Annotated in this window: 20 protein-coding genes; 16 read left to right on the forward strand and 4 right to left on the reverse strand. The window is 44.7% G+C overall.

What is annotated here, in order from left to right; translation table 11 throughout:
- Positions 1-47 precede the first annotated feature (47 nt).
- The 5 genes from G5B00_RS12335 to G5B00_RS12355 are packed head-to-tail and all read left to right on the forward strand — an operon-like array spanning position 48 to position 6,892.
- Positions 48-2,669 carry a PEP/pyruvate-binding domain-containing protein gene (locus G5B00_RS12335; protein ID WP_163875667.1) on the forward strand — a complete coding sequence of 874 codons (2,622 nt, stop codon included), beginning with the start codon at positions 48-50 and terminating at the stop codon, positions 2,667-2,669.
- Complete coding sequence (locus G5B00_RS12340) at positions 2,662-3,753, forward strand: DUF3419 family protein (protein ID WP_163875670.1); 1,092 nt, start codon at positions 2,662-2,664, stop codon at positions 3,751-3,753. Before G5B00_RS12335 ends, G5B00_RS12340 begins: the two co-directional genes overlap by 8 nt.
- Positions 3,746-4,420: a phosphatidate cytidylyltransferase gene (locus tag G5B00_RS12345; protein ID WP_163875673.1), complete on the forward strand. Its 675-nt coding sequence runs from the start codon at positions 3,746-3,748 to the stop codon at positions 4,418-4,420. Before G5B00_RS12340 ends, G5B00_RS12345 begins: the two co-directional genes overlap by 8 nt.
- On the forward strand, positions 4,417-5,385 hold the full coding sequence (locus tag G5B00_RS12350; RefSeq protein ID WP_163875675.1) for a GNAT family N-acetyltransferase: 969 nt from the start codon (positions 4,417-4,419) through the stop codon (positions 5,383-5,385). Before G5B00_RS12345 ends, G5B00_RS12350 begins: the two co-directional genes overlap by 4 nt.
- Positions 5,369-6,892, forward strand: a complete 1,524-nt coding sequence (locus G5B00_RS12355; protein ID WP_163875678.1) for an AMP-binding protein — start codon at positions 5,369-5,371, stop codon at positions 6,890-6,892. Before G5B00_RS12350 ends, G5B00_RS12355 begins: the two co-directional genes overlap by 17 nt.
- On the opposite strand, the gene G5B00_RS12360 is transcribed toward G5B00_RS12355, so the two are convergent.
- The gene (locus tag G5B00_RS12360) at positions 6,807-7,586 is read right to left on the reverse strand and encodes a hypothetical protein (RefSeq protein WP_163875683.1); all 780 of its coding nucleotides are present in this window, start codon (positions 7,584-7,586) and stop codon (positions 6,807-6,809) included. The two genes, G5B00_RS12355 and G5B00_RS12360, sit on opposite strands and share 86 nt — an antisense overlap.
- Positions 7,587-7,606: 20 nt before the next feature.
- Between G5B00_RS12360 and G5B00_RS12365 the strand changes: the two genes are divergently transcribed.
- Entirely contained in the window at positions 7,607-9,607 is a 2,001-nt protein-coding gene (locus G5B00_RS12365; protein ID WP_163875686.1) for a M13 family metallopeptidase, read from the forward strand.
- A gap of 167 nt (positions 9,608-9,774) precedes the next feature.
- On the opposite strand, the gene G5B00_RS18285 is transcribed toward G5B00_RS12365, so the two are convergent.
- On the reverse strand, positions 9,775-9,900 hold the full coding sequence (locus G5B00_RS18285; RefSeq protein ID WP_255453796.1) for a hypothetical protein: 126 nt from the start codon (positions 9,898-9,900) through the stop codon (positions 9,775-9,777).
- A 545-nt stretch (positions 9,901-10,445) separates the two neighbouring features.
- Between G5B00_RS18285 and G5B00_RS12370 the strand changes: the two genes are divergently transcribed.
- From G5B00_RS12370 to G5B00_RS12410, 9 genes are all read left to right on the forward strand, one after another.
- Positions 10,446-11,570: a lipid II:glycine glycyltransferase FemX gene (locus G5B00_RS12370; protein WP_163875688.1), complete on the forward strand. Its 1,125-nt coding sequence runs from the start codon at positions 10,446-10,448 to the stop codon at positions 11,568-11,570.
- A gap of 457 nt (positions 11,571-12,027) precedes the next feature.
- Positions 12,028-12,582: an RNA polymerase sigma factor gene (locus tag G5B00_RS12375; protein WP_163875691.1), complete on the forward strand. Its 555-nt coding sequence runs from the start codon at positions 12,028-12,030 to the stop codon at positions 12,580-12,582.
- 59 nt (positions 12,583-12,641) lie between these two features.
- Entirely contained in the window at positions 12,642-13,817 is a 1,176-nt protein-coding gene (locus G5B00_RS18355; RefSeq protein WP_163875694.1) for a FecR family protein, read from the forward strand.
- Positions 13,818-13,904: 87 nt separating this feature from the next.
- Positions 13,905-17,288, forward strand: a complete 3,384-nt coding sequence (locus G5B00_RS12385) for a SusC/RagA family TonB-linked outer membrane protein (protein ID WP_163875697.1) — start codon at positions 13,905-13,907, stop codon at positions 17,286-17,288.
- 4 nt (positions 17,289-17,292) lie between these two features.
- A complete protein-coding gene (locus G5B00_RS12390) occupies positions 17,293-18,888 on the forward strand; it encodes a RagB/SusD family nutrient uptake outer membrane protein (protein WP_163875700.1) in 1,596 nt (531 codons plus the stop codon).
- Positions 18,889-18,901: 13 nt separating this feature from the next.
- The gene (locus G5B00_RS12395) at positions 18,902-19,927 is read left to right on the forward strand and encodes a DUF6528 family protein (protein WP_163875702.1); all 1,026 of its coding nucleotides are present in this window, start codon (positions 18,902-18,904) and stop codon (positions 19,925-19,927) included.
- Between the two features lie 2 nt (positions 19,928-19,929).
- Positions 19,930-21,132 carry an FISUMP domain-containing protein gene (locus G5B00_RS12400; RefSeq protein ID WP_163875705.1) on the forward strand — a complete coding sequence of 401 codons (1,203 nt, stop codon included), beginning with the start codon at positions 19,930-19,932 and terminating at the stop codon, positions 21,130-21,132.
- A gap of 32 nt (positions 21,133-21,164) precedes the next feature.
- Positions 21,165-22,697, forward strand: coding sequence for an FISUMP domain-containing protein (locus G5B00_RS12405; RefSeq protein ID WP_163875708.1), 1,533 nt, complete (start codon positions 21,165-21,167; stop codon positions 22,695-22,697).
- Positions 22,698-22,766: 69 nt separating this feature from the next.
- A complete protein-coding gene (locus tag G5B00_RS12410; protein ID WP_163875712.1) occupies positions 22,767-23,849 on the forward strand; it encodes a metallophosphoesterase in 1,083 nt (360 codons plus the stop codon).
- A gap of 143 nt (positions 23,850-23,992) precedes the next feature.
- On the opposite strand, the gene G5B00_RS12415 is transcribed toward G5B00_RS12410, so the two are convergent.
- Complete coding sequence (locus tag G5B00_RS12415; protein ID WP_163875715.1) at positions 23,993-24,241, reverse strand: hypothetical protein; 249 nt, start codon at positions 24,239-24,241, stop codon at positions 23,993-23,995.
- A gap of 94 nt (positions 24,242-24,335) precedes the next feature.
- A complete protein-coding gene (gdhA, locus tag G5B00_RS12420) occupies positions 24,336-25,667 on the reverse strand; it encodes an NADP-specific glutamate dehydrogenase (protein ID WP_205966413.1) in 1,332 nt (443 codons plus the stop codon).
- A 243-nt stretch (positions 25,668-25,910) separates the two neighbouring features.
- Between gdhA and G5B00_RS12425 the strand changes: the two genes are divergently transcribed.
- A complete protein-coding gene (locus G5B00_RS12425; protein WP_205966414.1) occupies positions 25,911-26,708 on the forward strand; it encodes a sulfite exporter TauE/SafE family protein in 798 nt (265 codons plus the stop codon).
- Positions 26,709-26,713 lie beyond the last annotated feature (5 nt).

Below are 26,713 nucleotides of genomic sequence, written 5' to 3' on the forward strand. Positions count from 1 at the left end.
TTTGGGTAGCACATCAGCGTGAAGTTACGTTCTTGAATAGAGAATTTATGTTAATCAGAGACTATCAATTTCAATATATAGACAATCCGGCAATAGGTGGCAAGGCCCGAAATTTATTGCGGCTGCGCCAAGGCAATTACCCGATGCCCAGATGGGTTGTATTGCCTGCGGATTTTTTGACAGAAGTATTTCAAGACGTGACCTCTGTCACGGATCAACAGGATCTGCTCGATGCCATAGACAGATACCAATTTCCGAAACAGCTTTGGGATGAGCTATTGGGGATATTTCCGGATACTACATATTTTGCGGTACGTTCGTCCGCCATTGATGAGGATGGCAGGAATCTTTCTTTTGCCGGTCTGTACGAAAGCTATCTGTATGTGACCAAGGATCATCTGTTGTCCCGAATCAAGGATGTCTGGCGTTCGGTGTTTTCCGAACGCGTATTGCGCTATCGTGCCGTGAATAACCTGGGGCCAAGTATTGGTATAGCTGTCATCGTCCAGGAGATGGTGGATGCAGAAGCATCGGGTGTAGCCTTTGGTATCAATCCGGTATCGGGCAACCGAAAGGAAAAGCTGATCTCCGGTGTATTTGGGTTGGGTGAAGGGTTGGTGTCGGGCGAATTGGAAGCCGATCATTATATCGTTCAGCATAAGAAAATAATAAGGGAAACTGTCCGAAAGAAGGAGAAAATCATTTTGGATACGGCCAATCTGGGCGGAACGATAAAGGTAGAAATACCCCGTGTCCATCGAAACGACCAGGCTGTACCCGATGAGGTGATTTGGCGGCTTAGTGACATATTGGATGCACTGCATGACGAGCATGGTCTCTATCAAGACGTAGAATTTGCCGTGCAAGGTGGTGAATTGTATCTCTTGCAGGCTCGGCCTATCACCAATCTGGATAAGTCGGCAGACATCTCGGCCGAATACGTGCTTTGGGACAATAGCAATATCATTGAATCCTACCCGGGTGTGACCACACCGCTCACTTTTTCGTTTATCAGCCAATCCTATGAGGGAGCTTATAGACAATTTTGTTCGTTTTTGGGTGTAGATGAGCCTACTATCCAACGTAACCAGTGGGTGTTTGCAAATACTTTGGGATTTATTAACGGTAGGGTCTATTACAACCTCAAAAGTTGGTATCTCATGCTGGCTATGTTGCCGGGCTATAGCCTCAATGCCCGTTTTATGGAAAAGATGATGGGCGTCAAGGAGCAATTTGATGTACCCGAAAGCTATCGCCTGTCGTCCGGTACAGCTTGGTGGCGCATCATTAAGATGGTTTGGCAGATGTACAGGCGTTATAAGGCATTGCCCCGTAGCCGTGGACAGTTTAAGAGGCTATTGGACAGTACCATATCCAAATATAAAAAGATAGACTTGCAGCACAAAAATGCCAATGAGTTGATGAACCTGTACCTCAACTTTGAATCGAAATTGCTCAATCAATGGAAAGCACCGCTCTTGAACGATTTTTTTGCAATGATAGGATTTGGTTTGTTGCAAAAGCGGTGCGAAGGATATACCCATGGACAATACCCCAATATCCACAATGACCTATTGTGCGGGAGCGCGGATATCATCTCTACACAACCTATACACAGAAGCATTGCGATAGCTTCTTATGTCGATAAAAGCGCGTACCTGCGTCATGTATTTCTAAACAATGAGCCTGAGGATATCTGGAGGTTTCTGCAGCAGGATAAAAAAGAAGAAAGCCAGCAGGTATTGGATGATATCCGGCGATATATTGATGAATTGGGAGAACGGTGTGTGGGGGAATTGAAGTTGGAGACGATTTCGTATACGCAGGACCCGTCCAGGTTTGTGGCCGTCATCCAATCGTATGTCGAAGCCGGTATCACCACGGATCGGACAAATTCTAATCTCGAAGAGGAAATACGTCTTGCTGCCGAGCAGACGATGAACAAGGCATTGCGACGCAGTCCGTTGAAAAAGTGGCGACTTCGAAAAACTGTCAAAAAGGCAAGAGAACTGGTCAGCGCACGTGAAAACCTGCGCTATGAGCGTACACGTGCCTTTGGTATCGTACGAGAGCTCTTTGTCTATATGGGCAAGCGTTTTTACGAAGAGGGACATATCGAATTTGTGCGGGATATATTTTTCTTGACAAAGGACGAGATATTCGCTTATATCGAGGGGAGGAGCGTAACCAAGGACCTAAAAGCCTTGATTTCGGTGCGTAAGGAGGAATACGAACTGTTTAGGCAAATGGATGCGCCATCGGAGCGGATTGCGACGTATGGGCCGCTGTATCAAGGCAATGACCTGTATAGTAAGCATAAAGTTGAAGCCTTGGCGGGCGATTTTAAAGGGATAGGTTGTTGTCCGGGCCATGTGCAGGCAAAGGTGCGCGTGGTACATCATCCCTCCGAGGTCAGATCTCTGGACGGTGATATATTGGTGACAGGAAATACAGATCCGGGTTGGGTGACCCTATTCCCCAGTGCTGGGGGTATCATCGTCGAACGGGGTAGCCTCTTGAGCCACTCGGCCATTGTCTCGCGGGAGATGGGGATACCTTGCATCGTCGGTGTGACGGGTTTGTTGAAGACCTTGCAGACAGGCGATTTAATCGAAATGGATGGCTCTACAGGAGAGATCAAAATATTGAGTAGTGTGCATCATGAGTGATTTGAGTCAAAAGGTAGATTTCAATTTTATCCGCTATGCCAACTGTTGGGAAGATGCCGATATACTGCTTCGGGGCTTATCGCCTCATGCAGACAGTCGGATATTGTCTATCGCATCGGCTGGGGACAATAGCTTTTCGTTGCTGACTACGGATCCGGAAGCAGTCGTGGCAGTAGATGTCAATGCTGTGCAATCATATCTTGTCGAGCTCAAGAAGTGGGCAATAAAATACTTTACACATGATGAGGTATTGCAGTTTTTGGGATTTCGTTCATGTGATGCCCGGCTGTTGCTGTTGGATCGACTCATGGATTTTCTTTCTCCCGATGCGCGGGTGTATTGGCAGAGGAATATCGGGCAGATCGAGAAGGGTATTATCCATCAAGGTAAATTTGAACGTTATTTTCAATTGTTCGCCCGTCGCGTGCTGCCCTTTATTCATAGCCGATCCGATGTAGCAGCTTTACTTGCGCCTAAAGATGAGCCGGCACAACGAGCATATTACCACCGGCATTGGAACACCTGGCGCTGGCGACTGTTCTTTAAGATTTTTTTTAGCCGTAGCGTGATGGGATGGTTGGGGAGAGACCCACAGTTTCTCAAAGAGGTGGGGATCACGGTAGGCGAATATATTTTCAAGAAAGCCAAACGTCATCTGCAAAAGGTGCAGGCACAGCAAAACCTTTTTCTACGGTACAGTCTGACAGGGAACTTTGGAGATTTGTTGCCCCATTATCTGCAACCGGGAAATTTTGAAAAAATCAAGGCCAATATCGACAAACTACATATCCGTCAAGGTTACGTCGAATCCGTCGTGGATGAGTTTGGACATTTCGATTATATGAATCTTTCCAATATCTTTGAGTATATGGATAAACTTATTTTTAAACAGACGGCCGAAAAGTTGATAGCATCGTTGTCACCAAATGGACGCATGGCCTATTGGAACCTGATGGTACCCCGTCGTATATCGGGTATATTTCCGTGGCAAATGACTTATGAACGGGATTTATCCCAAACCCTGACACGGGAGGATAATGGTTTTTTCTACAATCAATTCATTGTGGATCAAAAGAATGGATAAGGCAAGTATTTGGAATACATTGGTATTGGCAGGATGCTATCTGGTGCTTTTTGCTTTGGGTGAATTGCTGTACCGTGTGTTTAAGGTCAAGGCGGAAATCACGCGCAAGATTATCCATGTGGGCACAGGCTTACTGGCCTTACTCTTTCCGGTTTTGTTGGATTCGCATTGGTTGGTTCTGATCCTTTGTTCGACATTTGCATTGATATTGATCGGCAGCCTGCGTTTTGGCTGGCTCCCTTCTATCCATGCAATAGATCGCAAGTCGGTAGGTAGCCTTGCTTATCCGGTAGCGGTGTACGGTTGTTATCTGGCTTTTCAGTTCAATGGCTACGACTATACCTATTATTACCTGCCGATATTGGTCTTGGCGATCTGTGACCCTCTAGCGGCATTGGCAGGCAAACGTTGGCCGATAGGGCAATATACTTTGTTGGGTGCGAGGAAGACCCTGTTGGGATCGACGATGTTCTTTGTCAGTGCTTTGGTATTGGTGTCGCTGTACCTATCCTATATGACGTCAGCCTATGTGCTTTGGCAGGCTGTGATGAGTATAGCCTTATTGGCGACCTTGGCCGAGGCCGCAAGCAAGGATGGTTATGACAATATCAGTATTCCTTTGTCGGTGGTTGTAGGGTTGTTGTTTTCGAAGTACCTGTGGATATGATGCAAAAGCAGATTTTTAAATACGGAGATGCGGATTTTGCCCGATTTGAGGAGGCTTTAGGTGGTGGGGCAATTCCCGGTGATTTCTTTCATTGTGGGGTTTTGGTGTATAACGGGGAAAAGCCTTTGGCAAAAGCTTCTTTGTATTACAATCCTGCGATACACTATGTCGACGATGCTACTGCCATGGTGGGTAGCTATCGTGCCGAAGAAGATGGCGAAGCGGTAAAGTTATTGTTTGATACCCTTCAAACAGAAGCACGATCTTTGGGTGTACACGGATTGATCGGTCCTATGGACGGCTCTACATGGGAGAATTACCGTTTTCACGATAATGCAGATCTACCTTTGTTTTTGATGGAAACACAGCATCCGGCTTATTATGTGCAGCAATGGAAAGAAAATGGTTTTGAAGCTATAGCACATTACTACTCTTCTAAAACGAACCGATTGGATTTTGTATCGGAGGAAGTGGATGCTATACGAACGAATTTGGAAAGCCGGGGTATAAGCATCCGTCCAATCGACTTGGACAATTACGAACAAGAACTGGTACGTCTGCATCCATTCCTGCTGACAGGCTTTGAAAGCAATTTTCTGTATTCGCCGATTTCCTTATCCTCTTTTTTGGAAAAATATCTTCCATTGCGTCCCTATTTGTATGCACCATTTGTTTTGATGGCGGAAGACGAAGGAGAAGTGGTGGGCGTCTTCTTTTGTGTGCAGGATTTTTTGGACGAAGTACAGAAAACTTTGATCATCAAGACCATTGCCCGCCATCCGTCGGCACGGTACAGGGGATTGGGGCATGTCATGGCTGCTCAGATCTACGCTTCGGCACGGGAGATGGGTTTTACGCAGATCATCCATGCTTTCCTCAAATCAGACGGTACATCTACCCCGATTTCACAGCATTTCTTTGCCGAACCGTTCAAGACCTATTCGCTGTATGGAAAGAGCATTTAACATCGTTTCGCTGTTTCTGCAACAGGCACAAAACCTGCCCGATAAAACTGCCATCGTGGAAAAAGGTGGACGGTCTATCAGCTTTGGTGAATTGAGCCGCCAGGTGAAGGAGGCGGCAGCTTACTTTGCACAGCGGGGAATAGAACGAGGGGATAGGGTACTGGTATTTGTGCCGATGGGCATAGATCTGTACCGTACGATTTTGGCCTTGTTGTATAGGGGTGCGACAGCCGTTTTTGTGGATGAATGGGCAGATCGCAAACGATTGGACAAGTGTTGTGCCATAGCCGATTGTAAAGCTTTCGTCGGCGTGTGGAGAGCTCATTTGCTGCGTCTGCTGTCCAGGGAAATCCGTAGAGTCCCGATCAAACTGACGACTACATATCCCTCCCAAGATTCTGTCAGCTTGACAGAAACCTATTCGGGCGATATGGCTCTTATTACATTTACTACCGGTAGCACGGGCACACCAAAAGCAGCGGTACGAACACATGGCTTCCTGTTGGAACAGTTTCGTGTCTTGGAAGAGAAGTTGGATGCCAAACCAACGGATGTGGATATGTCGGTCTTACCTATCGTGCTATTGATTAATCTTGCTGTAGGATCCACATCGGTTATTGCTGACTTTAAGCCGGGCAAACCTTTGGTTATGGACGTGGACAAGGTTATCGAGCAGTTGCAACGGTATGAAGTCACGCGCTTAGTCGCTTCTCCGTATTTCATCAAACGTGTAGCACAAGCTGTGATAGCCCACAACACACCTTTACCTTACCTGAAAGATATCTTTACAGGAGGTGCGCCGGTTTATCAGTCTGAGGCAAAGCTGTATATACAAGCTTTTTCAAGCAAGAATGTACAGATTGTTTACGGGTCGACCGAGGCTGAGCCCATCAGTTCGATTCCTGCCGAAGAATTGGCAGAGGGCGATCTTTTGTCCTATCAAGACGAAGGTCTGCCTGTAGGTAAACCTTACCACAAGACGGCTGTACGTATCATCAAGATGAACGAGAGGGATCTGTTTTCCATTTCGGCAGAGGAATTTGAAGCGATGACATGTGCCGATGGTGTGTGGGGCGAGATTGTCGTGGCAGGGCCACATGTGCTTGCACAATATTTCAAGAATGAAGCGGCATTGCATAGCAACAAAATATATGTTGATGGGGTGTATTGGCACCGGACAGGGGATGCAGGTTATCTTCGCGGCGGCTATTTGTATCTCGTAGGGCGTTGCCGAACCTTAATCCCCGGAGAAGATCGCTATATTTCGCCTTTTGTCTTTGAGAATCATGTGCAATCCATCGCAGGGGTAGAGTTAGGAACGCTTTTGCAGATCGATGGCAGCCTTGTTGCCTTGATCGAGTTGACCCATGCGCAAGCTGACAAGGAACATATCCGGCAGGCGGTTCTGGATATACCTTTGCCTATTGATGACGTGAGGTTTGTTCGCTTACCGAGAGATCCAAGACATCACTCGAAGATCGCATATGATAAGTTGATTGGGGGGTAATTCCTTTTTCATACGCATACACCTTCATCTTATATTTCCAGTCCCTCACGTATTTTTCATATAGATGCGTGCGTTGATCTGTATGCAGATCCAGGTAGTCAAAGATACTCGTGGCAATAATATAAGCCAACATGTCTGTGTTGATGTCTGCTAGTTTTTTTGCGTAGGTGATGGAGCGCTTGTCTTTGGATAGGCGGTAATCCTTGATCCTCAGTGGTTTGACGGAGATGTCGCCCAACATAAAACCGAGCCTTTCCTCCCAATCTCCTATGATTTCGAGGATACTCTGCTGGAGAAGATTGGTTTTGAGCTGTTCGATTTGGGGAAGCGTGTGGGGTAGGTGTGGAGCAAATACGGTGTTCGCACGTAGATAAGGACTCTTTGTCTTGGCATCTACCTTGATGATATGTTTTTTGTCAAAGAGTGGTATTTCCATCCACTCGGTATGCGCGATAACAGCCTGTTCGGCTTCCTTTTGTATGCGTGTGTGATTGATCTGTAGATAGGCCAGCAGTTCATGCCTTGGTATCTGGTGGTGTACGGAAAGTTCAACAAAGGAATCCTTGACACCGACAACATGTACCCCGACTGTGGTGTCAGAAACGGTAATCTTGTATTGTTTTCCTTCTACTTCGAGCAGCATTTCTGTTAAATTTGTTACTTCCGGTTGCGGATGGATTTGGTAATTTTGCACGGTAATATATCGTGATAAAGATGAAGAAAAATTTTGTATTGATAGCTATTTTGGCTGGTATGAATGTGCATTGCACTCAAAATCATGCCATTAACTTGAAATTTATGGACAAAAGTGTAAAGCCACAAGATGATTTTTACAATTATGTAAATGGCAACTGGATGCAGACAGTAGAGATTCCGTCGGACAAGGCCAGATGGGGATCATTTGATGAACTACGCGAAAATACAGACGTAGCTACGTTGAAAATCCTAAAGGAATCCTTGGGCAAGACATATGAAAAGGGTTCGGACGGCCAGAAGATTGCCGATCTATACCAATCCTATGTGGATTTTGATACCCGTAATAAGATAGGGTTGGAGCCTATTCAAGGGCAATTGGCAGATATAGAAAAGGTTCAAGACCTAAATGGCCTATTTGACTACTTTGTAAAATATGGTAAGGAAGGTGGCAATCCTTTCTTCGGAGGCTATGTGTATGCACATATGAAAAACAGCAGTATGAATGCTGTCTATCTTGGTGGCGGTAGCCTTGGTCTTGGACGTTCGTACTATCAGCAGGACGATGAAAAGAACCGACAGACTTTGATGGACTATACACAGTACGTGGATACCTTATATACCAAAGGTGTGGATGGGGCAAAAGGATCGAAGGGTGGGGACGTCGTGGCATTCGAAAAGAGCATTGCTTCTTATCTCAAAACGATAGAGGAGATGCGCGATGCGCAAAAACGTTATAATCCTGTCGCCGTGGCAGATCTGGGCAAGATAGTGAAAAACATGGACGTCGCTAAGTATCTCGATACGATGGGGTTTCGTGCGGATACCGTGATCATCAGCGAATTGGCCTATTACCAAAATCTGGATAAGATCATCAACCCACAAAATCTACCTGTCATCAAGGATTATTTGAAGTTTCATCTGGTCAATGGTGCTACAGGCTATCTGACCAAAGAGCTGGACGAATTGTCTTTTGATTTTTATGGTAGAAAGCTCAAAGGGCAAAAAGAGCAAAGAGCTTTGGACAAGAGAGGGTTGGAGTTTGTGAATGGTTCGGTAGGGGAATTGCTGGGCAAATTGTACGTGAAAGAACATTTTCCCGAAGAAGCCAAGCAAGCCTGTGAGGAATTGGTACAGTATCTGATCAAGTCCTTCGAGATCCATATCAAAGACCTGGCCTGGATGTCTCCTGTAACCAAGGAAAAAGCTCTGGAAAAATTATCCAAGTTTACGGTAAAAATCGGTTATCCGGACAAATGGAAGGATTATTCCAAACTCGATATTGGTAATTCGCTGTACGAGAATGTAAGGAATGTCAATCTATGGGCATTCGAGGATAATCTGGCCAAGCAAGGTAAGCCTGTGGACAAGACCGAATGGGGAATGACACCACAGACCGTGAATGCATATTATAATCCGTTGCATAATGAGATTGTTTTCCCGGCAGCGATATTGCAACCCCCATTTTATGATTACAAAGCGGATGCGGCTGTGAATTTCGGTGGTATAGGAGCCGTCATTGGGCACGAAATATCACATGGTTTTGATGATTCGGGATCCCAATACGATGGCAATGGCAACCTCAACAACTGGTGGACAGAAGAGGACAAAGCCAAGTTTGATGCGGCAGCAGATGCTTTGGTAAAGCAGTTTGAAGCCTATGAGCCTGTACCGGGTGTCTTTGTGAATGGCCGTTTTACGTTGGGCGAGAATATCGGAGATCTGGGTGGATCTTCTGTAGCATTTGATGCTTTGCAGCTGTATCTGAAAGATAAAGGAAATCCGGGAGAGATCGATGGGTTTACGCAGGAGCAACGCTTCTTCTTGTCCTGGGCAACGATATGGCGTACGAAGACTACCGATGAATTTGTCGTCAATCAAGTCAAGACCGATCCGCATTCTCCGGCACAATATAGGGCCGTCGGACCGATCATTAATCTGGATGGTTTCCATGATGCCTGGGATACGAAGCCCGGAGACAAGATGTATGTACCTAAGGAAGAGAGAATCGTCATTTGGTAAGAATAAAAGGGGGAGCTACACGGTCAATCCGGCCTCTATGCCGGCCGGGCATCCGACTTGGAAAGGGCCCAAGTCGGCAAGGCCCCTTGTCCAATCAATGTGGTCTGTCGCACAGGCCAGTACTCACGGCAACAGATACCGTCAAGGCTGGGAAGAGTTCCGAAGCCTTAGGATGGGGCTTCGGAAATATCCCCTAGGCCTTGTCCGACCCATCGTCCCCGGTATCTGCTGTCGTCTGCCACCACTTGTGATTGGACGGAGTGCATTCTACAACGGATATCTTCTTCCTGCATGTAACACCCATGTTAGCGCACGAATCCTTTCGTGTGCTTGTTATTTATAGACACACGAAGGGATTCGTGCGCCAGCGTTAGGCATAGAACTCACTGATATGTAAGTAAGGACAATCCGTATTAGATATCGCTTGTCCATTTCACCAGTATCGGCAGGAATAGCCCTGCAACGGGAGGCTGTGCGATGGGATGCCCCTAGCTCTGTTCAGTTTTGCTGATGGCCATTGCGTTAGACCTAGGGAAGCAAAACCAAGGGCAGCAGTTAGGGCTATTGAGCAGAGGGTTGTGCGACAAGATGCCTTGAAATGGGCAAAAGGTTTTGGTCCTTTTGCCTTACAAAAGGACTAGGCCCGTCTGGCCATGAAGACGGAAAGGTGGTGGAAGGGAAAAACACAAATCATTGATTAAAATAAACCTCCGTATTATCTATAAAAAACGAGATGCCTGCCACCGGACCAAGCAGGTGTTCGCCCTATAAGCAAATATAGGAAGCACCCTCTTTATAAAATATTTTGGCTATGTTTGCCGTTTTTGGGGTTAACATCATGATAGCTGAAATACAAGACAAAGAAATCAAACAGATCTACAGGACTTCCATTGTGCAGCAGACTGCATATTGGTCGGAAGTGAAGACATTGCAGGGTTTACATTCCAAAGCATTTAATTTTAAGGCCAAGGTGTCTGACCTATATGCAGGTACGGACGATAATGCCTACTTTGTGGGTGACCTCTTGATCATCATTCAATCGCTGGATGCCGAACACAGCCTGGCTTATGTCCCTTATGGTCCAGAGATAGAGCCGTCCGAAGAAAACCAGGGCTATTTTCTCGAACAATTGTCCGAAAGCCTGCGTTCTTTTTTGCCACCAAACTGTATCCTTATCCGGTATGACCTTTCCTGGGAATCGCATTGGGCCAAGGATGAGGATTATTATGACGTACACGGAAATTGGCTCGGTGTTCCGGACAAAAAGATACAGGAAATCCGATTTAATTTCAATACCGAACATTGGAACCTACGAAAAGCCAACACGGACATTCTTCCTTCCAATACCATATTCATGGATCTCAAGAAGGATGAAGATACCCTATTGGCCAATATGAAGCCCAAAACAAGGTACAATATACATTTGGCAGGGAGGAAAGGTGTCAAAATACGTACCTTGACTTTGGATAGTCTCGAAATATGGTATGATCTCTATCGACAGACGGCTATCCGCAATAACTTCTTCCTGCACGATATCAGTTATTTCCGTATTGTGCTTTCGGCACGTGCCAATGATACACTATCACCGGCAGATGTTTACCTCTTGGTAGCTGAGGTAGATGACAAACCTCTGGCGGCCATGTTTTTGGTGGTATCTGCCCATCGGGGAACCTATCTGTATGGAGCTTCTTCTTCGGACAACAGAAATTATATGGCGACCTATGCTTTGCAGTGGCGAGCTATGCAGATGGCCAGAGAGAAAGGCTGTACAGAGTACGATTTTTTCGGTGTAGCTCCCCAAGCGGATCCGGCGCATCCTTTGTATGGACTTTACCGTTTTAAAACGGGATTTGGTGGTCAGCTATACCATCGAATGGGCTGCTGGGATTATCCATTGGATAAGGAGAAATATGCGTATTATACCTCGATGGAGTTCAAGAACCAAAGTTATCATCTGAGCTGAGTTTTCTTACAGCACGGTGGCGTAGCGTATGGCGATAATGTTGCGTAGCCCATTCATGTGCTCTTAATTAACTATTACTATATTGTAGATGTAAAAATAACAGTGGTTTTCTAGTGGGATAATAGAGGGTTTGTAGAGGGTTCATAGAGGTAAATCTCTAGAAATACACTCGTATTCCTGTATTTTATTTATAGTTAAACCTAGATGTAGTTGCTTTTATGGAAAATCTATATAGAATCAGGTGCAGTTCTCCGTTTACTCCGCCGTGACTTTGTAGTTTTGTAGCGCATCTATTGACAGATATACAGCTATTCTTTATCTTTGGAAACAGGTAACCACGTGCAAATTATAATCCTTGTGTATCTATAACATAAATTATACATAGAATTTAAGTTAAGTTAATCTGGATGCAGTATTATTGCCGTACACAAAGTAATTGGCTAAAAGTGTGCATAAAATGTTGACGAATACAGAATTTAAGGCCTTTAAGAGTGATGACCAAAAAGCTTTTAAGAAAGTTTTTGGTTTGTATCATTCTGCCCTTATTCGTTATGTGGCGGGTTTGACAAAGATGGATGCCGATGCGGAGGAGATTGTGCAGGAAGGTTTTGTACTGCTGTACACCAATAAACACCGACTCGATCGGGCAGAAGATATCTATCCCTACCTGTTTACTATCGTCAAACGGTTGACGATTTCTTATTTTAGAAGAAAGGTCACCATTTCCAAATACATGGAGGAGCTCAAAGTGCATTGGAACGAGCAGGAGGAATCGACGTTGGCACAGGTGGCCGAACGTGAGATATGGGATGTATTGCAAATGAGTATTGATGAGCTTCCCGAACGGCAAAAACAGGTCTATACCATGAATAAGCTAGAGGACAAAAGCTATCAGGAAATTGCTGATGACCTTGGCCTATCCCGCAGTACTGTCAAAAACCAGATCATCACAGCCACTAAGATCATCCGGTTAAAACTTTCTAAATACCATTTGTTGCTTTTTTTTTACTAATCTACTAGACCTATCTCCCCAGCTCTGCGTTTATAAGGATATACAACAAAATTATAAACGTGGAAAAGCAAGAAATCATCCGTCTATTGCATAGACTTCAGGATAAAACTATTACACCCGAAGAGTTCCAGCTGTTGAAAAAATATCTGGACAGGGATGATATCGGCGATATTTTATTTGAGGATTTCCAACCTGATCATGGAGATGGTTCGGTTTCAGAACAACAATACGAAAACCTGTTTCATCAGATACAGGATGATCCCCGCATTACCCAATTGCGTAAGATCAGAAAATATCAATATTTCAGAAAGATTGCAGTTGTTGCAGCTTCTGTGCTGTTGATCTGCGGTGTGATATATTGGAGTTATCAATACAGTACCTTGTCATCGGTACCGTCTTATACGGCTGAAGAGAATATACCTCTGCCGGGTGGAAATAAAGCACAGATATTGCTGGCCGATGGCAACATATTGGATCTCGAAACACTCAAAAGTGATACACTCATACAATTGGATGGTTACGCTATCTACAAGGGGGCAGACGGACAGGTGACCTATCATCTGGACGGGAGATCTGACGAAAAGCGAGTGGCATACAATACGATTGTCACACCCAAAGGGGGAGAGTATAAACTGTTGCTGTCTGATGGTACGTACATAACTGTCAATGCGATGTCTTCCCTGCGCTATCCTATACAGTTCAGTGGAGATAGACGAGAGGTGGAACTGTTGTCCGGAGAGGCGTACTTTGCAGTAAATAAGGTCAGTCACCAGGGTACAAAACTACCGTTTGTCGTGAAGACCAAGGAACAGATCCTGACAGTGTTGGGGACAGAGTTCAATATCAATACGTATTCTTCGGGTATTGTTACCACATTGGTAGAGGGAAGTGTACAGCTTGAAAATAAACAGCATAGGGTACGTCTGAAACCTACGGATCAAGCTGTCTATGATACACAGCACGAACAGTATGATATATATACCGTGGATCCGTATTACCTGACGGCTTGGAAGGACGGTAAATTTGCCTACGAGAAAGCTTCTATTGCTCAGGTCATGGCCGATATCTCCAGATGGTATGATGTAGACATAGAATATGCGTCATCTGTACAGGGGACTTATTTTTCGGGTACAATATCCCGGTTTGAAAATATAGATAAATTACTGAATACGATCAGCTTGACGGGAAGTATCAAGTTCAATAGAGAAGGAAGGAGGGTGATCGTGATGAAATAATATTTCGTTAATCTGATAGCAATGAACGTATCATGAAAAATACCTGTCGAATCATTACAGTTATAACCAATTAGACATTAGATATTTATGTTTAAACATAAGAACAAATCAAAGATTTGTAAGGCCGCGCATTGGCGTAAGTACAAATCGCTACAATTCAAACTGTCTGTACTACTCTTGTTTGCGGGGACTTTACAGGTGTGCGCCCTGACGTATGGACAAGACATTACATTGAACAGAAAGAATGCCACCTTGTCATCTGTTTTGAAGGAAATAGAAAAACAGAGCGGATACCATATTTTCTACGACAACAGTATCCTGTCTGCCGATGAGCGCGTATCCGTGAATTACAAAAGCGAGAAAGTAGAAAATGTTATCAGGCAGTTGCTCTCTAAATATAGGGTAAGCTACAGTATAGTTGACAAGAATATCATTCTCAATAAATCGACAGGTTCTATTTCTGCTGTTAATGCAGGTTCTTCCAGCAAAATAGCTGTACAGGAACGTATCGTGACAGGGGTAGTCCGAAATGCTAAAGGAGAAATATTAAAAGGCGTGACCATTGTCGAGAAAGGTGGCACGGCCAGTACAGTGAGTGATGACAATGGACGATACACCTTCAAAGTTGAATCTACTGATCCGGTACTTCTTTTCAGTTTTATAGGGTATCAGCCCAAAGAGATGTCAGTCAGTGGTAATACCCTGAATGTGGTTCTTGAAGAAAGCATAGAAGAGGTAGACGAAGTCGTGGTTGTAGGTTACCGTGCTGTCAAAAAAGAATTGGTCAACGGTTCTATCGCTACGGTACAGATGGCGGATAAGGAGAAACAAACGATTACCCATGCTTCGCAGGCACTGTATGGTACCGGTGGCGTATGGATCAATCAGGCCGGAGCGAAGCCAGGGAGCGATGGAACGACAATACGTATACGTGGTGTAAACACACTCAGCAACTCCAATCCTTTGGTACTGTTGGATGGAATAGAATACAATTTCAGTGAAATAGATCCGGCAGATATAGAGACTATCACTGTCCTGAAAGATGCCGCAGCAGCGATCTATGGTTCACGTTCTTCTAATGGTGTTATACTGATTACTTCAAAATCCGGTAAGGCCGGCAAAACAAGAATCGATGTGCGTAGTCATGCCGGGATACAGCAGGCCAGTTTTTTGCCTAACGTAGTAGATGATCCTATCCTGTACATGCAGATGCGCAACAGAGCAGAAGCTAATTCGGGCAAGACAGCGATTACTTATACCCAAGAACAGATAGATGAATACAAGGCCGGTATGCCGCTGGATCCGTCGGTCTATCCGTCATCCAATTGGTTTGATATCACGATGGAAAACGGTTGGTTGCAGCAGCACAATGCCCGAGTGTCCGGAGGTAATCAACAGTACAATTTTACTGTAGGAGGAGGATACATGTATCACAAGGGTATATTTATTGCCAACGATGATGCCAAACGGTATTCGTTTGATGTCAAGGTATCGGCGCAGGCCACGCCACGGTTGAAAGTGAGCGGTGGTATCATCGGTAATCTGCGTGAATTCAACGAAGTAGGATATGGTACAGGTACCGTGATGAATACCATTATGCGTGGTTTGCCGATCATGTCCGACTATCATCGCAATGGCTATTATGGGTCGACGTGGTTGTTTACACCCGGACGCAATAATATAGAGAATCCACGTATGCAGGCCGAACAAGGGGCCACGTACCGTGATTACCAGGAGACACTGACCAACCTCAACTTGGAGTATAAGTTACCTTTCAATATTACCTACCACAATACGTTGGGTTATAGGCGCGTAGATCACTTTAGCAAAGACTTTTTGCCACAGATGTACACGGTAGATCCCAAGACAGGAGATATACGACACTTTAATGGATCTGCCCCTCGGGTAAAAGATTGGGACTCACTGAACAAACAGTTTACGCTATCCCACCGGTTGGTGTACGAACAGCAGTTTGGAGATCATCAGTTGCACGCGATGTTGGGACAGGATTATCAGATCAACGATGCACGGAACTTTCAGGCCTTTAATTGGGGGTTTTATGACAATTCACTCCGCGAGCTGAATGCGCTGTCCGATCACACCAATGCACAGGCTACAGGTTCCTCCTCGATGGACAAGCTGGCTTCGGTGTATTCCCGTCTGGCATACGACTACAAGCAAAAATATATGCTGGAAGGAACTTTGCGCTACGATGGTTCTTCGCGCTTCGCTCCGGGCAACCAATGGTCGTTCTTTCCGTCCGTATTGATCGGATGGGTGATCAGTAAGGAAGACTTCTTCCAGAGCAATACGATCAATATGTTGAAATTCAGGGCATCGGTAGGTAAGCTGGGTAATCAGGCTGTGAGTATAGGAGCTTACAACAGTACGGTCAATATCAACAATAGCTATAATTATAGCTTCGGAGGTACGACCGAAGGAGGTGCAGCGATCATAGCATTGACCGACCGCAATATCCAATGGGAGTCTACGCTGTCGTATAATGCCGGATTGGATATGAATCTATGGGGTAAGCTGAGTGTCACGGCAGATTATTTCTACAAGCGTACATTTGATATCTTGAGACCTGTCACCATCCCCGGGCAGATCGGAGGGCTGACAGGGCCGACTGTCAATCTGGGTAAAGTGGACAACAAAGGCTGGGAACTGGGAGCTGCTTTCAATGATAGCAAAGGGGACTTCAGCTATGGAATCAACGGATCGATCAGCTATGTCAAAAACAAGGTCGTGGATATCAACGGGCAGCAGGTGATCTCTGGACGCTATATCATTAAAGAAGGCTATTCGATCAACTCATATTATCTATACGAAGCGTTAGGATATTACCAGACACAGGACGAGATCGACAATGCACAGGCAGTATATGGTACACGTTCTAAATTGCGTCCGGGATATATCAAATACGCTAATCACAACAGCGATAACTACATCGATGATGAGGATAAGATCATCACGGGAAGTAGTATTCCGGATTATACCTATGGATTTGGTGCGCGTATGGGATACGGGAATTTCTTGTTGGAAGCACAGTTTCAGGGAGTAGCCAATGTCAATGTGTACCCTACGGCCAATGTAGCTCTTCCGTTTAACAATGGTGCGGGTGTGACAGAAGACTGGGCACGGGAATCATGGACGCCGAGCAATCCAAACTCAAAACTTCCTTTGCTGACTACAGTAACGGATGCCAATGAGAATTTTATCAATTCTACATTCTGGTTGCAGGATGCATCGTATCTACGGATGAAAAATATTTCGCTGACCTACAATTTGCCTCCCGAATGGTTGAAGCGATTGGGCGGAAGTAAGCTATCGGTGTACCTCAGTGGACAAAACCTATGGACGATCAGTAAGTTCAATATGTGGGATCCGGAGCTGACGACTACCAAGGGGGATCTCTACGAATACCCCAATCTGAAGAGTTATAGTGTTGGTTTGAATTTAACATTTTAAGAAAATGAAGATATCAGTAAGACTTTTTTTATCTGTCCTTGTGTCTACAGGCTTATTGGTCTCCTGCGATCTGACCGTAAACCCTACGGACAAATATGATCAGGAAACTTTTTGGCTGGGAGATAAGACCGCCCGTGCGGGCTTGGTCGGATGCTATGCTGCGATGACGGATCAATATCTTTTTGGAAACGCATCTGTGCTATGGGAAGAATCTGCTACACCAAATGCCTATAATTATGATAATAGGCTAGGCTGGAATAGTATTGCTTTGGGTACACATACAGCGGATATGGCCATTTTCAATGGAAGATGGACTGCCGCATATCGGGGCATAGGACGTTGTAATGCCTTGTTGGACAATATCGACCGCAATACGGTTCTCTCTGCTCCGGAAATTGTACAGATGAAAGCACAGGCGAGGTTCTTACGTGCATTGTTCTACCAGATATTGGTTACCTATTACAAAGATGTGCCTCTGATCACCTCCGAACCTCAATTGGAGCAGAAAGATGCCCCGAGGGACTCTCATGAAGATGTGGTAGGTTTTATTGTGAGGGAATTGGATGAGATAGCACCTTTGTTGCCGGTCCGCTATGCCAGTCGGGCGGATGCCGGACGACCTACCCGGGGAGCAGCATTGGCACTCAAAGCCAGGCTTTTGCTGTTCGAAGCTTCTCCGCTTGTCAATACGGCAGGTGCTGCTGAAAAATGGACAGCAGCAGCCAATGCAGCCAAAGCCGTCATGGATCTTGGCCAATATGGTCTCTACAGCAGCTACCGCAACCTGTTTTTGGTAGCGGCTGAAAATGGTACCGAGACTATATTTGATATACAATTTACCAGCGAGCCTAATATGGGGAGCAGTTTTGACGTTACCCTCAGGCAGTTCAATAATGCCGCTCCGACAAAAAATCTCGTAGACAGCTATTGGATGGTCGATGGGAAACCCAGAAATGAATCTGCCTATTCGACATCTGCTCCCTACGAAAATATGGATCCCCGCTTCAAGTCGACCGTGGTCTATCCGGGATCGACCTTCATGGGCGAGACTGTGCGGACGGATGGAGCCAATTCTCGGTTCAAAACACCGCAGACGGGCTATACATTCAAAAAATACAGCATCTACGATGCAGGTGTGCCGGCTACGGTCGAAGAGGCACAGATCGGTGATAACAGGTCGGAAATCAACTATATGGTCTTGCGCTATGCGGAGGTACTGCTGATGTATGCCGAGGCCAAGAATGAGTTGGGCGAGCTGACACAGGATATCTGGAGTGTTACCGTGCGGGAGATACGCAGACGAGCAGGTTTCTCACAGGCTTCTGCCCTGGATTATCCCGGTAATGATCAAGGTGTGTTGCGTGAACATATCCGCTATGAAAGACGGGCTGAGTTTGCAGGCGAAGGGTATTATTACAACGATATACGCCGTTGGAAGATTGCTGAAAATGTGATGCCTGGGGTTATTCAAAAACATGATGGTACAAATATCATCACACGTACGTTTGATGCTGCTAGGGACTATTGGTGGCCGGTGTCCAGCACGCAAATGGAGTTGAACCCTAATCTTAAACCTAATAACCCGGGCTGGGGAGATTAATCAAATTAAGGCTATGAAATTAAAAAATATATTAAATCAAGGGTTTTTGGTGTTGACACTATTCTTGACAGCATGCTCGGATGATCAGCATCCGATACTGGATTTTTCGGATCCTTTTGGCGACAGTGCCGACAATACGCATCCCATACCGGCATTGGCAGATAGCGAACGGCCTATCTTGGTCACGGATGAAACCGAATATCAGGTTTTTATTGTTGATTCGTTGAGTAAGGGGATCATGTGGCAATGGCGGGCCAATGACCATCTGAATACTACGCAAGCCGCTTGGTTTCGTGCGATGGATGAGGCAAAGACCGTGTACAATAGAGAATATGTCATGCTTACGGCTTCGAGCGGTGGAGCTGCCTTGGTCCGGATAGCGGACAAGAAACTGATGTTTTACTCTAATGTCAAAGGGAGTCCGCACTCGATCGAGGTATTGCCCGATGGCAATATTGTCGTGGCATGTAGTACGACTGGTACAGCCGATGGCGATGCTTTGAAATTGTATCGGGTGGATTCTGCCAATCCAATGGTAGCGAATGAAACTAAGCGTTACAACCTAACCTTTGGGCATAATGTCGTATGGGACAAGAACAGAGAGGTGCTATGGGCTACGGATGATCAAAACCTGTATAGTTATACCTACAACTATAATAATCCGGAGAATCCTGAATTGATCAGAAATACAGAGTTTTATCCACTGCCTGATGTAGAGCCGCACGATATGTTTCCGGTATATGGCAAAGACCAATTGTATCTCACGACAAAAAGTGGTATCTATATTTTTGATATACAATCCAAAAACTTTTCGTTGCATCCGTACTCGCAAGGTAATATCAAATCCATTTCGGATGGACCTTCGGGTTTTGGCACATTGATCATCAAGCCCACCACTTCGTACTGGACCAACCGTGTGACCAACGAGCGCGGAAGCAATGTGTTCTTCAAGGACAGTTATAAAATGTACAAGGCCCGCTGGTTTGTTGACAATCCATTTAGCTATCCAACTGATCATCCATATAGACAAAGCAAATAGTTATGAACACAAAAAAAGTAAAAAACATTCTGATCATAGCGTTGGTATCCTTATTTGCATCCTGCAAAGATGATAATACCTTGAATATCCAGCAACCTGATTTTATAGCCACATCGCTTTCTGCGAATTTGGCCATAGAGAGCGGGCAAGAATTTGAACTGTTTGTTCCGGACAACGAAGAAGGGGTAGTGTATATCTGGACTATCCCCGATATGTTGGGTATGTTGGAAGGGCAGGGTACGAATAGAATCAAGGTCATACCGACTATTGAAGGAGGTGTCATTCCGCAGAAAAGTATCGGTGTAGTGGCCAAAAGAGGGAATACAGAAAGCTATACCCGCTGGCTTTATAAGGACATTACCATTCTTATCCCGCCGCCTACGCTGGAAAATTACAGAACCAAGCGTTACGGTACCAAAACCTGGATGATTGAAAATCTGAATGAGGCGGGAACGATGGGCAACCTTGGTCGGATGTACGACAATGACCCTGACAAAGCAGCTATCTATGGGCGGTTGTACAGCTGGCACGAAGCGATGACGGGCATCCCGAATGCTACGGCTGCCCAAAACCCGTATGCTTGGGGAAGTTCCGGTACGGACGATGCCGGGAATCCCTATACGGTAGATGGAACCTATGCCAATTTGTATAATATACAGGTTCAAGGAGCATGTCCCAAAGGTTGGCACGTGCCGAACATGAACGATTGGTACGATCTTATTGCAGCGATCAAGGACGAATATGGTATCCCGGGAAGTACACTTGGCGATGTCGCCAATACCAAGGATGGGTACATCATGGGGGCAGCAAGGAATGTAGGCATCCTAAACTCCCTCGCGCTGACGACTTGGGGCGTTGTCAGTCCTTATCTCAAAGGGAGCAGTCCTATAAGTGCCAATGGGCTGTGGTCAGGCGGTACGACCTTTCCTTATGGTGGAAATGCCACATTCCCAGGTGGAGAGTATCCTTTGTACAAAGACCTGAGCAGTACGATCGAGTTCAATATCCTGCCAAGTGGTCGAAGAACAGCAGCAGGTGTATTTAACGATGAAGGTATTTACTCCTATCATTGGGTTGCATACAGAGGAACAGCCAATTCCAACAATCCAATGCGTGTGACGGTCGCCTCTGGAAATGCCAACTTTTCAAATGGTTTCCATGATCCGCTGGATTCATTTTGCTTGCGCTGTGTGGCTAATTATTAGTGATAGTATTATTGTAACATAGAAGTATGATTATGAACACAAGAAAATCTTTAACTACAATAGGTGGTCTTATTTTGTCCTGTTTGGTTATTTTCATTGTCGGTGCCTGTAGTGATAAAAACATCTTTACGGCAGAGTTACCGTTCCTCTCTATCGGTACAGCCGATGGAGAAGAAGCACCTGTAAATATAGGCGTACCTGCCGCAGGGCGATCAGAAATTTTTTCTATCGTGTCCAATGGTGCTTGGGAAGTAACCAAATATGGTACTTCTACCGATTGGGTCACAGTCACACCCGAAGAGAGCAATATAAACAGTGAGATCACGATTACCGTAGCCCAAAACAAAAGCGAACAGCCTCGTAAGCTCACGCTTCGTTTTGCGGTGGACGGTGCACAGGTCAAATCTTTATCTATATCACAATTAGGGTATGGCCCCAGCATAGCTGTATCGCCTAAATTGGAAGAACCGCTCGCAGCAGAGGGTGGCGACATTACATTTACCGTGACGACCAACGATGACGCCTGGAGCTACACCATAGAAAGTGGTGTAGACTGGATCACTGAAAAGAAAAAAACAGCCACCACCCTGACCCTAACCGTAGCGGAAACTACCGGGACATACCCCATACCACCACGGACAGCCAATATTACGTTCAGTCTGGATGACTACTCGACTACATTGGAGGTGGTAGCACTGATCCAAGAGGGTAAAGAGCTGACATTGGAGGGGTATCAAGTCAAACGCTATGGCACCAAGATGTGGATGATTGAAAACCTACACGAAACCGGGGCTGACAACAATCTTGGTTATGCATTCTCCGATCCCGCTAAAACGGCGCTATATGGCAGACTGTATACCTGGAATGAGGCAATGACGGGTATTTCTAAGGCTACCAACGCACAAAACCCTTATACCTGGGGAAGTTCTGGTACGGACGATGCCGGGAATCCATACATCATGGATGGCACAGCGGCCAACTCTTTTAATATTCAGATACAAGGAGCCTGTCCGGATGGATGGCACGTGCCGAATATGAACGATTGGTACGATCTGGTCGCGGCAATCAAGCAAGAGTATAATATACCCGGAAATACCCTATCCGATATAGCAAATACTAAAGAAGGATATATCATCAGGACTGCGAGAACGACCGGACTTTTGCCTGCGCCTGCTCTTACGACCTGGGGATTTGTGGGTGCATATCTGAGAGGTAGTAGCCCGAAAAGCGATGATGGATTATGGAACAATGGAGATCGTGAAGATGGTTGGGCATTTTACTACGGTGGTAATGTATCTTTAGGTTTTGCCGCAGGAAATTATCCATTGTACAAGACGCTTAGTGCAGAGATTGGGTTTAATATACTTCCCGGTGGTCGAAGAACCAGCGCAGGTACCTTTGAGCATGAAGGTCAGTATTCTTATCATTGGACAGCTTTCAGGCTTGCTTCTGATGGTAGTAAAAACCCTTTGCGCATGACGATTGGCTCTAACAACGCCAATTTTTCGAATGCTGCGGCTAATCCGATGGATGCGATGTGTCTGCGCTGTGTGGCGAATTATTAATTTTTTAGCATCTGTTTTCAGGTAATATTTTCTAAAAGTAGATGCTTTTTGTTTTTTTGAAAAAGCGATATGAATTTTAAACGGCTAAATTTTCTTCTTTTATTTATTTCGATCACCTTAGGCTCTTTTGCTCAAAGTGTAGGCTATCAAGCCCCAAAACTGAGCGATAGGGATTCTTGGTCAATGATCTTGTTGCCCGATCTGCAAAGTTATGTCAAGTATGAGCGTAATCATGGAATACTTGAACTGATGACAGGTTGGATAAGCGAACGGATCCACCCGCTAAATATCCGTATGGTGCTCGGTACCGGAGACTTAGTCGAACACAACAGCTGGCTTACACCCGATGGAAAAAGAGCAAATCAAGCCGGGATTCAGCAATGGAAGGCGGTTTCCCGTGCATTCGAGCGATTGGATGGGAAAGTCCCTTACATCAATGCAACCGGCAATCACGACTATGGTGTGAAGAGCATCGAAAATCGTAAAACGAACTATGATCTTTTCTTTCCGGTAGATAGAAATCCTTTAAGCCAACGTCTGCTGAAAGAAGCGGGAACAAATGACGATAATCTGCCCTCTCTAATCAATGCGGCTTATGAATTTCGTAGCCCTCACGATGAGCTATTTTTGTTTCTGGTACTGGAATTTGCACCGAGAGATGAAACGATCGAATGGGCGAAAAACATCACAAACGATAAAAAATATAAAGATCATAGGGTAATTTTGCTGACACACTCTTATCTGAATGCAGAAAATGAACATATCGTAAAAGAAAACTATCCAATTGAAAATGGTAATTATGGAAGAGCTGTGTTTGAAAAGCTCGTAAAGCCATCTACAAACATAGAAATGGTTTTTTCGGGACATATCGGAAAACCCGATGACTTTAAAGGACATGTAGGTTATCGAACAGATGCAAATGCGGCAGGACGTACAGTTCATCAGATGATGTTCAATGCCCAAGCTTTAGGAGGAGGGTGGTATGGCAATGGGGGAGATGGTTGGGTGCGCTGGTTGGAGTTCATGCCCGATAAGCAAACAATAAAAGTAAAAACCTTTTCTCCTTTTTTTGCTATTTCTCCTGTGACAGATCAGTTTGCTTGGGAAAGAACCGAATATAATGAGTTTGAATTTCAGTTAGACCGAAAATAATTATTAAAAATATGAGAGCATTATTGTTAGATCAGTTGACCTAAAGTAGAGAATATGGAATCAAATCTTACGCACGCATGGATTCGGATATTGGGGATTCCGGCGATGTACTGATCTATGATATAGAACGTGATTGTTTGGCGCTAGCCATTTACACGATTGTATGCATCGATAAAATCCTTACGCATCGTATTGAAATTTTGCAGAACCTGTTGGATAAATGTTTCATCCAACAGCTCAAAGACTCCATTTACGCCATTGAGGACGTCCATTTCAGAAATTTTGAACGACTGCTCCAAGGTTCCCTGTTCAAATTTGATGATGAACTTTTGATTCATGCCAAAAATGGAAATCTTGCAATCCGGGTGGGGGAGTTCTGCGAGTATTCTCATGAGGAGTAAAGATAAAGGATTAAGGACAAAAGACAAAGAATTAAAGAGCAAAGACAACATCTGTCCTTGCTCCTTGTTCTTTCATCTTTGCTCCCTAAAGAACACCCTGTGCCTTCATCGCATTAGCCACCTTGATGAAACCTCCGATATTGGCTCCTTTGAGGTAGTTGATATACCCGTTTTCCTCTTTACCGTATCTTACACAAGTTTTATGGATGTTTTCCATAATAGCTTTTAACCTTGTGTCGACCTTGGCCGATGGCCATTGCTGACGGATAGAGTTTTGTGACATTTCAAGACCAGATACAGCTACACCACCGGCATTGGCGGCTTTTCCTGGCGCAAAGTATACTTTGGCTTTATGGAATACTTTGATGGCCTCGGCCGTAGAAGGCATATTGGCACCTTCGGCAACACATTTACAACCATTCTTCACCAATTTCTTTGCATCGGCTTCGTCCAGCTCATTTTGGGTAGCACATGGTAAAGCAATATCACATTTAAACTGCCAAGGTTTTTCACCTTCATGATACGTTGCAGATTTGAATTTTCGTGGATATTTGTACAGATCTCGTCCCAAAGTTTCGACGTAGGCAAGTTTTTCCAAACTAAAGCCTTCCTTGTCATATATTGTGCCTTGACTATTGGATAGAGTAATGACCTTTGCACCTAATGAAATGGCTTTTTCTGCGGCATAATAAGCCACATTGCCCGCGCCGGAAATGGTAATGACCTTACCTTCCAAAGATTCGTTGTTGAAGTCATAGATACATTCTACAAAATACAATAAACCGTAGCCTGTTGCTTCAGGACGGATATAAGAACCTCCCCAATGCGCTCCTTTGCCTGTCAATACGCCGGTAAAGTTATTTTGAATACGCTTATATTGACCAAATAAATAGCCGATTTCACGGGTACCTACACCGATATCTCCGGCCGGAACATCAGTTTCTGCTCCGATATGGCGATACAGTTCTGTCATGAAAGATTGACAAAAACGCATGATCTCATTATCTGACTTTCCTTTGGGATCAAAATCAGATCCGCCTTTTCCACCACCGATGGGCAGACTGGTCAAGGAATTCTTGAACACCTGTTCGAACGCCAAAAACTTGAGGATGCTTAAGTTCACGTCGGGAGCAAATCTTAATCCTCCTTTATAAGGTCCGATGGCACTGTTCATTTGTACCCTGTATCCTCTGTTGACCTGTATCTCATTCTTGTCATCCAGCCAGGCTACACGAAAAGAAATTACTCTTTCGGGTTCGGCTATACGCTCCAAGATCTTCAAAGATTCAAATTCAGGGTGATAATCATTGATATAAGGTATGATATCTTCAGCGACTTCGGTTACTGCTTGTAGAAATTCGGGCTCGTGTGGGTTGTGAAGCTCCACATTTTTGATGAAACTTTTAAGAGATAGCATTATTTTTTATAAAATTTAATAACAAAAGGTGTGCGAATGTACGAAAAATATATTAAAAATGCTAATCGAATTAAATAATTGTAATCTATGTATTCTTTTAGCGTAAGGAAAATGAAAAAAATCATATATTGCGGGAATAGTGAGTGTCACTATTCTATATAAAATCTATTTATTTACTCGTATTTAAAATATTTGACTAAAGCTACTTTTATTTTAGGATAAGTCTTATCTTTGGTTCTATCCATGCTGTTTTTAGGTTTTATATTCGCTTTCTTTATTGGAATCACACTCGGTTTGGCCGGTAGCGGGGGATCGATATTGACCGTACCTGTACTGGTATATATATATGGTGTAGATCCCAATCTGGCCACCACCTATTCCCTGTTTGCTATAGCTGTATCTTCATTTGTCGGTTCTATCCGAAATTTGATACTGAAGCATGTCGATCTGACCAAGTTATTTGATTTTGGTTTTCCTTCTATCGTTATGGTTTTTGTGACCAGACAGTTTATATTACCTTTAATCCCTAAGGAATTTTACATTGGTTCATGGGTCATCCATCAGAATGTTGTTTTGATGGTGCTTTTTGGGTTTGTTATGTTGTTTTCGGCTTGGCGTATGATTATGGGGGAGGTAAAAGCAGAGGGGGTAGGTGAAAGAAAAGTCTCCCGGTTTATGATGGTGATGCAGGGGACATTGCTTGGGCTGATTACGGGGGTAGTTGGGGCAGGAGGAGGTTTTCTAATCATTCCGGCTTTTGTAAGCTATTACCGTATGCCTATGATTTATGCGGTTTCTACCTCTTTGGCGATTATTGCGCTCAATTCTCTGTTTGGTTTGGCTGGTGATATCGAAAAAATTCCGCTGTTTGATTGGGATATACTGACTCCTTATACTTTGTTACTGATTGCGGGGATGTTTTTGGGCTTTTACTTGTCTCGCTTCATCAACAATGAAGAACTAAAGAAAGGTTTGGGATACCTCATTCTAGTCATTGGTATATTTGTGATCATTAAGGAGATCTTAAGCTTTTGGGGCTGATATAT

It is taken from the genome of Parapedobacter sp. SGR-10, from assembly GCF_011030405.1.
Taxonomy (GTDB): domain Bacteria; phylum Bacteroidota; class Bacteroidia; order Sphingobacteriales; family Sphingobacteriaceae; genus Sphingobacterium.

Excerpts from the sequence above, each read along its gene's own strand:
- G5B00_RS12410 (WP_163875712.1), top strand. The coding sequence starts at position 22,767 with ATGAATTTTAAACGGCTAAATTTTCTTCTTTTATTTATTTCGATCACC.
- G5B00_RS12400 (WP_163875705.1), top strand. The coding sequence starts at position 19,930 with ATGAACACAAAAAAAGTAAAAAACATTCTGATCATAGCGTTGGTATCC.
- gdhA (WP_205966413.1), bottom strand. The coding sequence starts at position 25,667 with ATGCTATCTCTTAAAAGTTTCATCAAAAATGTGGAGCTTCACAACCCA.
- G5B00_RS12385 (WP_163875697.1), top strand. The coding sequence starts at position 13,905 with ATGTTTAAACATAAGAACAAATCAAAGATTTGTAAGGCCGCGCATTGG.
- G5B00_RS12390 (WP_163875700.1), top strand. The coding sequence starts at position 17,293 with ATGAAGATATCAGTAAGACTTTTTTTATCTGTCCTTGTGTCTACAGGC.
- G5B00_RS12350 (WP_163875675.1), top strand. The coding sequence starts at position 4,417 with ATGATGCAAAAGCAGATTTTTAAATACGGAGATGCGGATTTTGCCCGA.
- G5B00_RS12355 (WP_163875678.1), top strand. The coding sequence starts at position 5,369 with ATGGAAAGAGCATTTAACATCGTTTCGCTGTTTCTGCAACAGGCACAA.
- G5B00_RS12345 (WP_163875673.1), top strand. The coding sequence starts at position 3,746 with ATGGATAAGGCAAGTATTTGGAATACATTGGTATTGGCAGGATGCTAT.
- G5B00_RS12375 (WP_163875691.1), top strand. The coding sequence starts at position 12,028 with ATGTTGACGAATACAGAATTTAAGGCCTTTAAGAGTGATGACCAAAAA.
- G5B00_RS12365 (WP_163875686.1), top strand. The coding sequence starts at position 7,607 with ATGAAGAAAAATTTTGTATTGATAGCTATTTTGGCTGGTATGAATGTG.
- G5B00_RS12425 (WP_205966414.1), top strand. The coding sequence starts at position 25,911 with ATGCTGTTTTTAGGTTTTATATTCGCTTTCTTTATTGGAATCACACTC.
- G5B00_RS12395 (WP_163875702.1), top strand. The coding sequence starts at position 18,902 with ATGAAATTAAAAAATATATTAAATCAAGGGTTTTTGGTGTTGACACTA.
- G5B00_RS12415 (WP_163875715.1), bottom strand. The coding sequence starts at position 24,241 with ATGAGAATACTCGCAGAACTCCCCCACCCGGATTGCAAGATTTCCATT.
- G5B00_RS18285 (WP_255453796.1), bottom strand. The coding sequence starts at position 9,900 with ATGCAGGAAGAAGATATCCGTTGTAGAATGCACTCCGTCCAATCACAA.
- G5B00_RS12370 (WP_163875688.1), top strand. The coding sequence starts at position 10,446 with ATGATAGCTGAAATACAAGACAAAGAAATCAAACAGATCTACAGGACT.
- G5B00_RS12335 (WP_163875667.1), top strand. The coding sequence starts at position 48 with ATGTTAATCAGAGACTATCAATTTCAATATATAGACAATCCGGCAATA.
- G5B00_RS12405 (WP_163875708.1), top strand. The coding sequence starts at position 21,165 with ATGAACACAAGAAAATCTTTAACTACAATAGGTGGTCTTATTTTGTCC.
- G5B00_RS12340 (WP_163875670.1), top strand. The coding sequence starts at position 2,662 with ATGAGTGATTTGAGTCAAAAGGTAGATTTCAATTTTATCCGCTATGCC.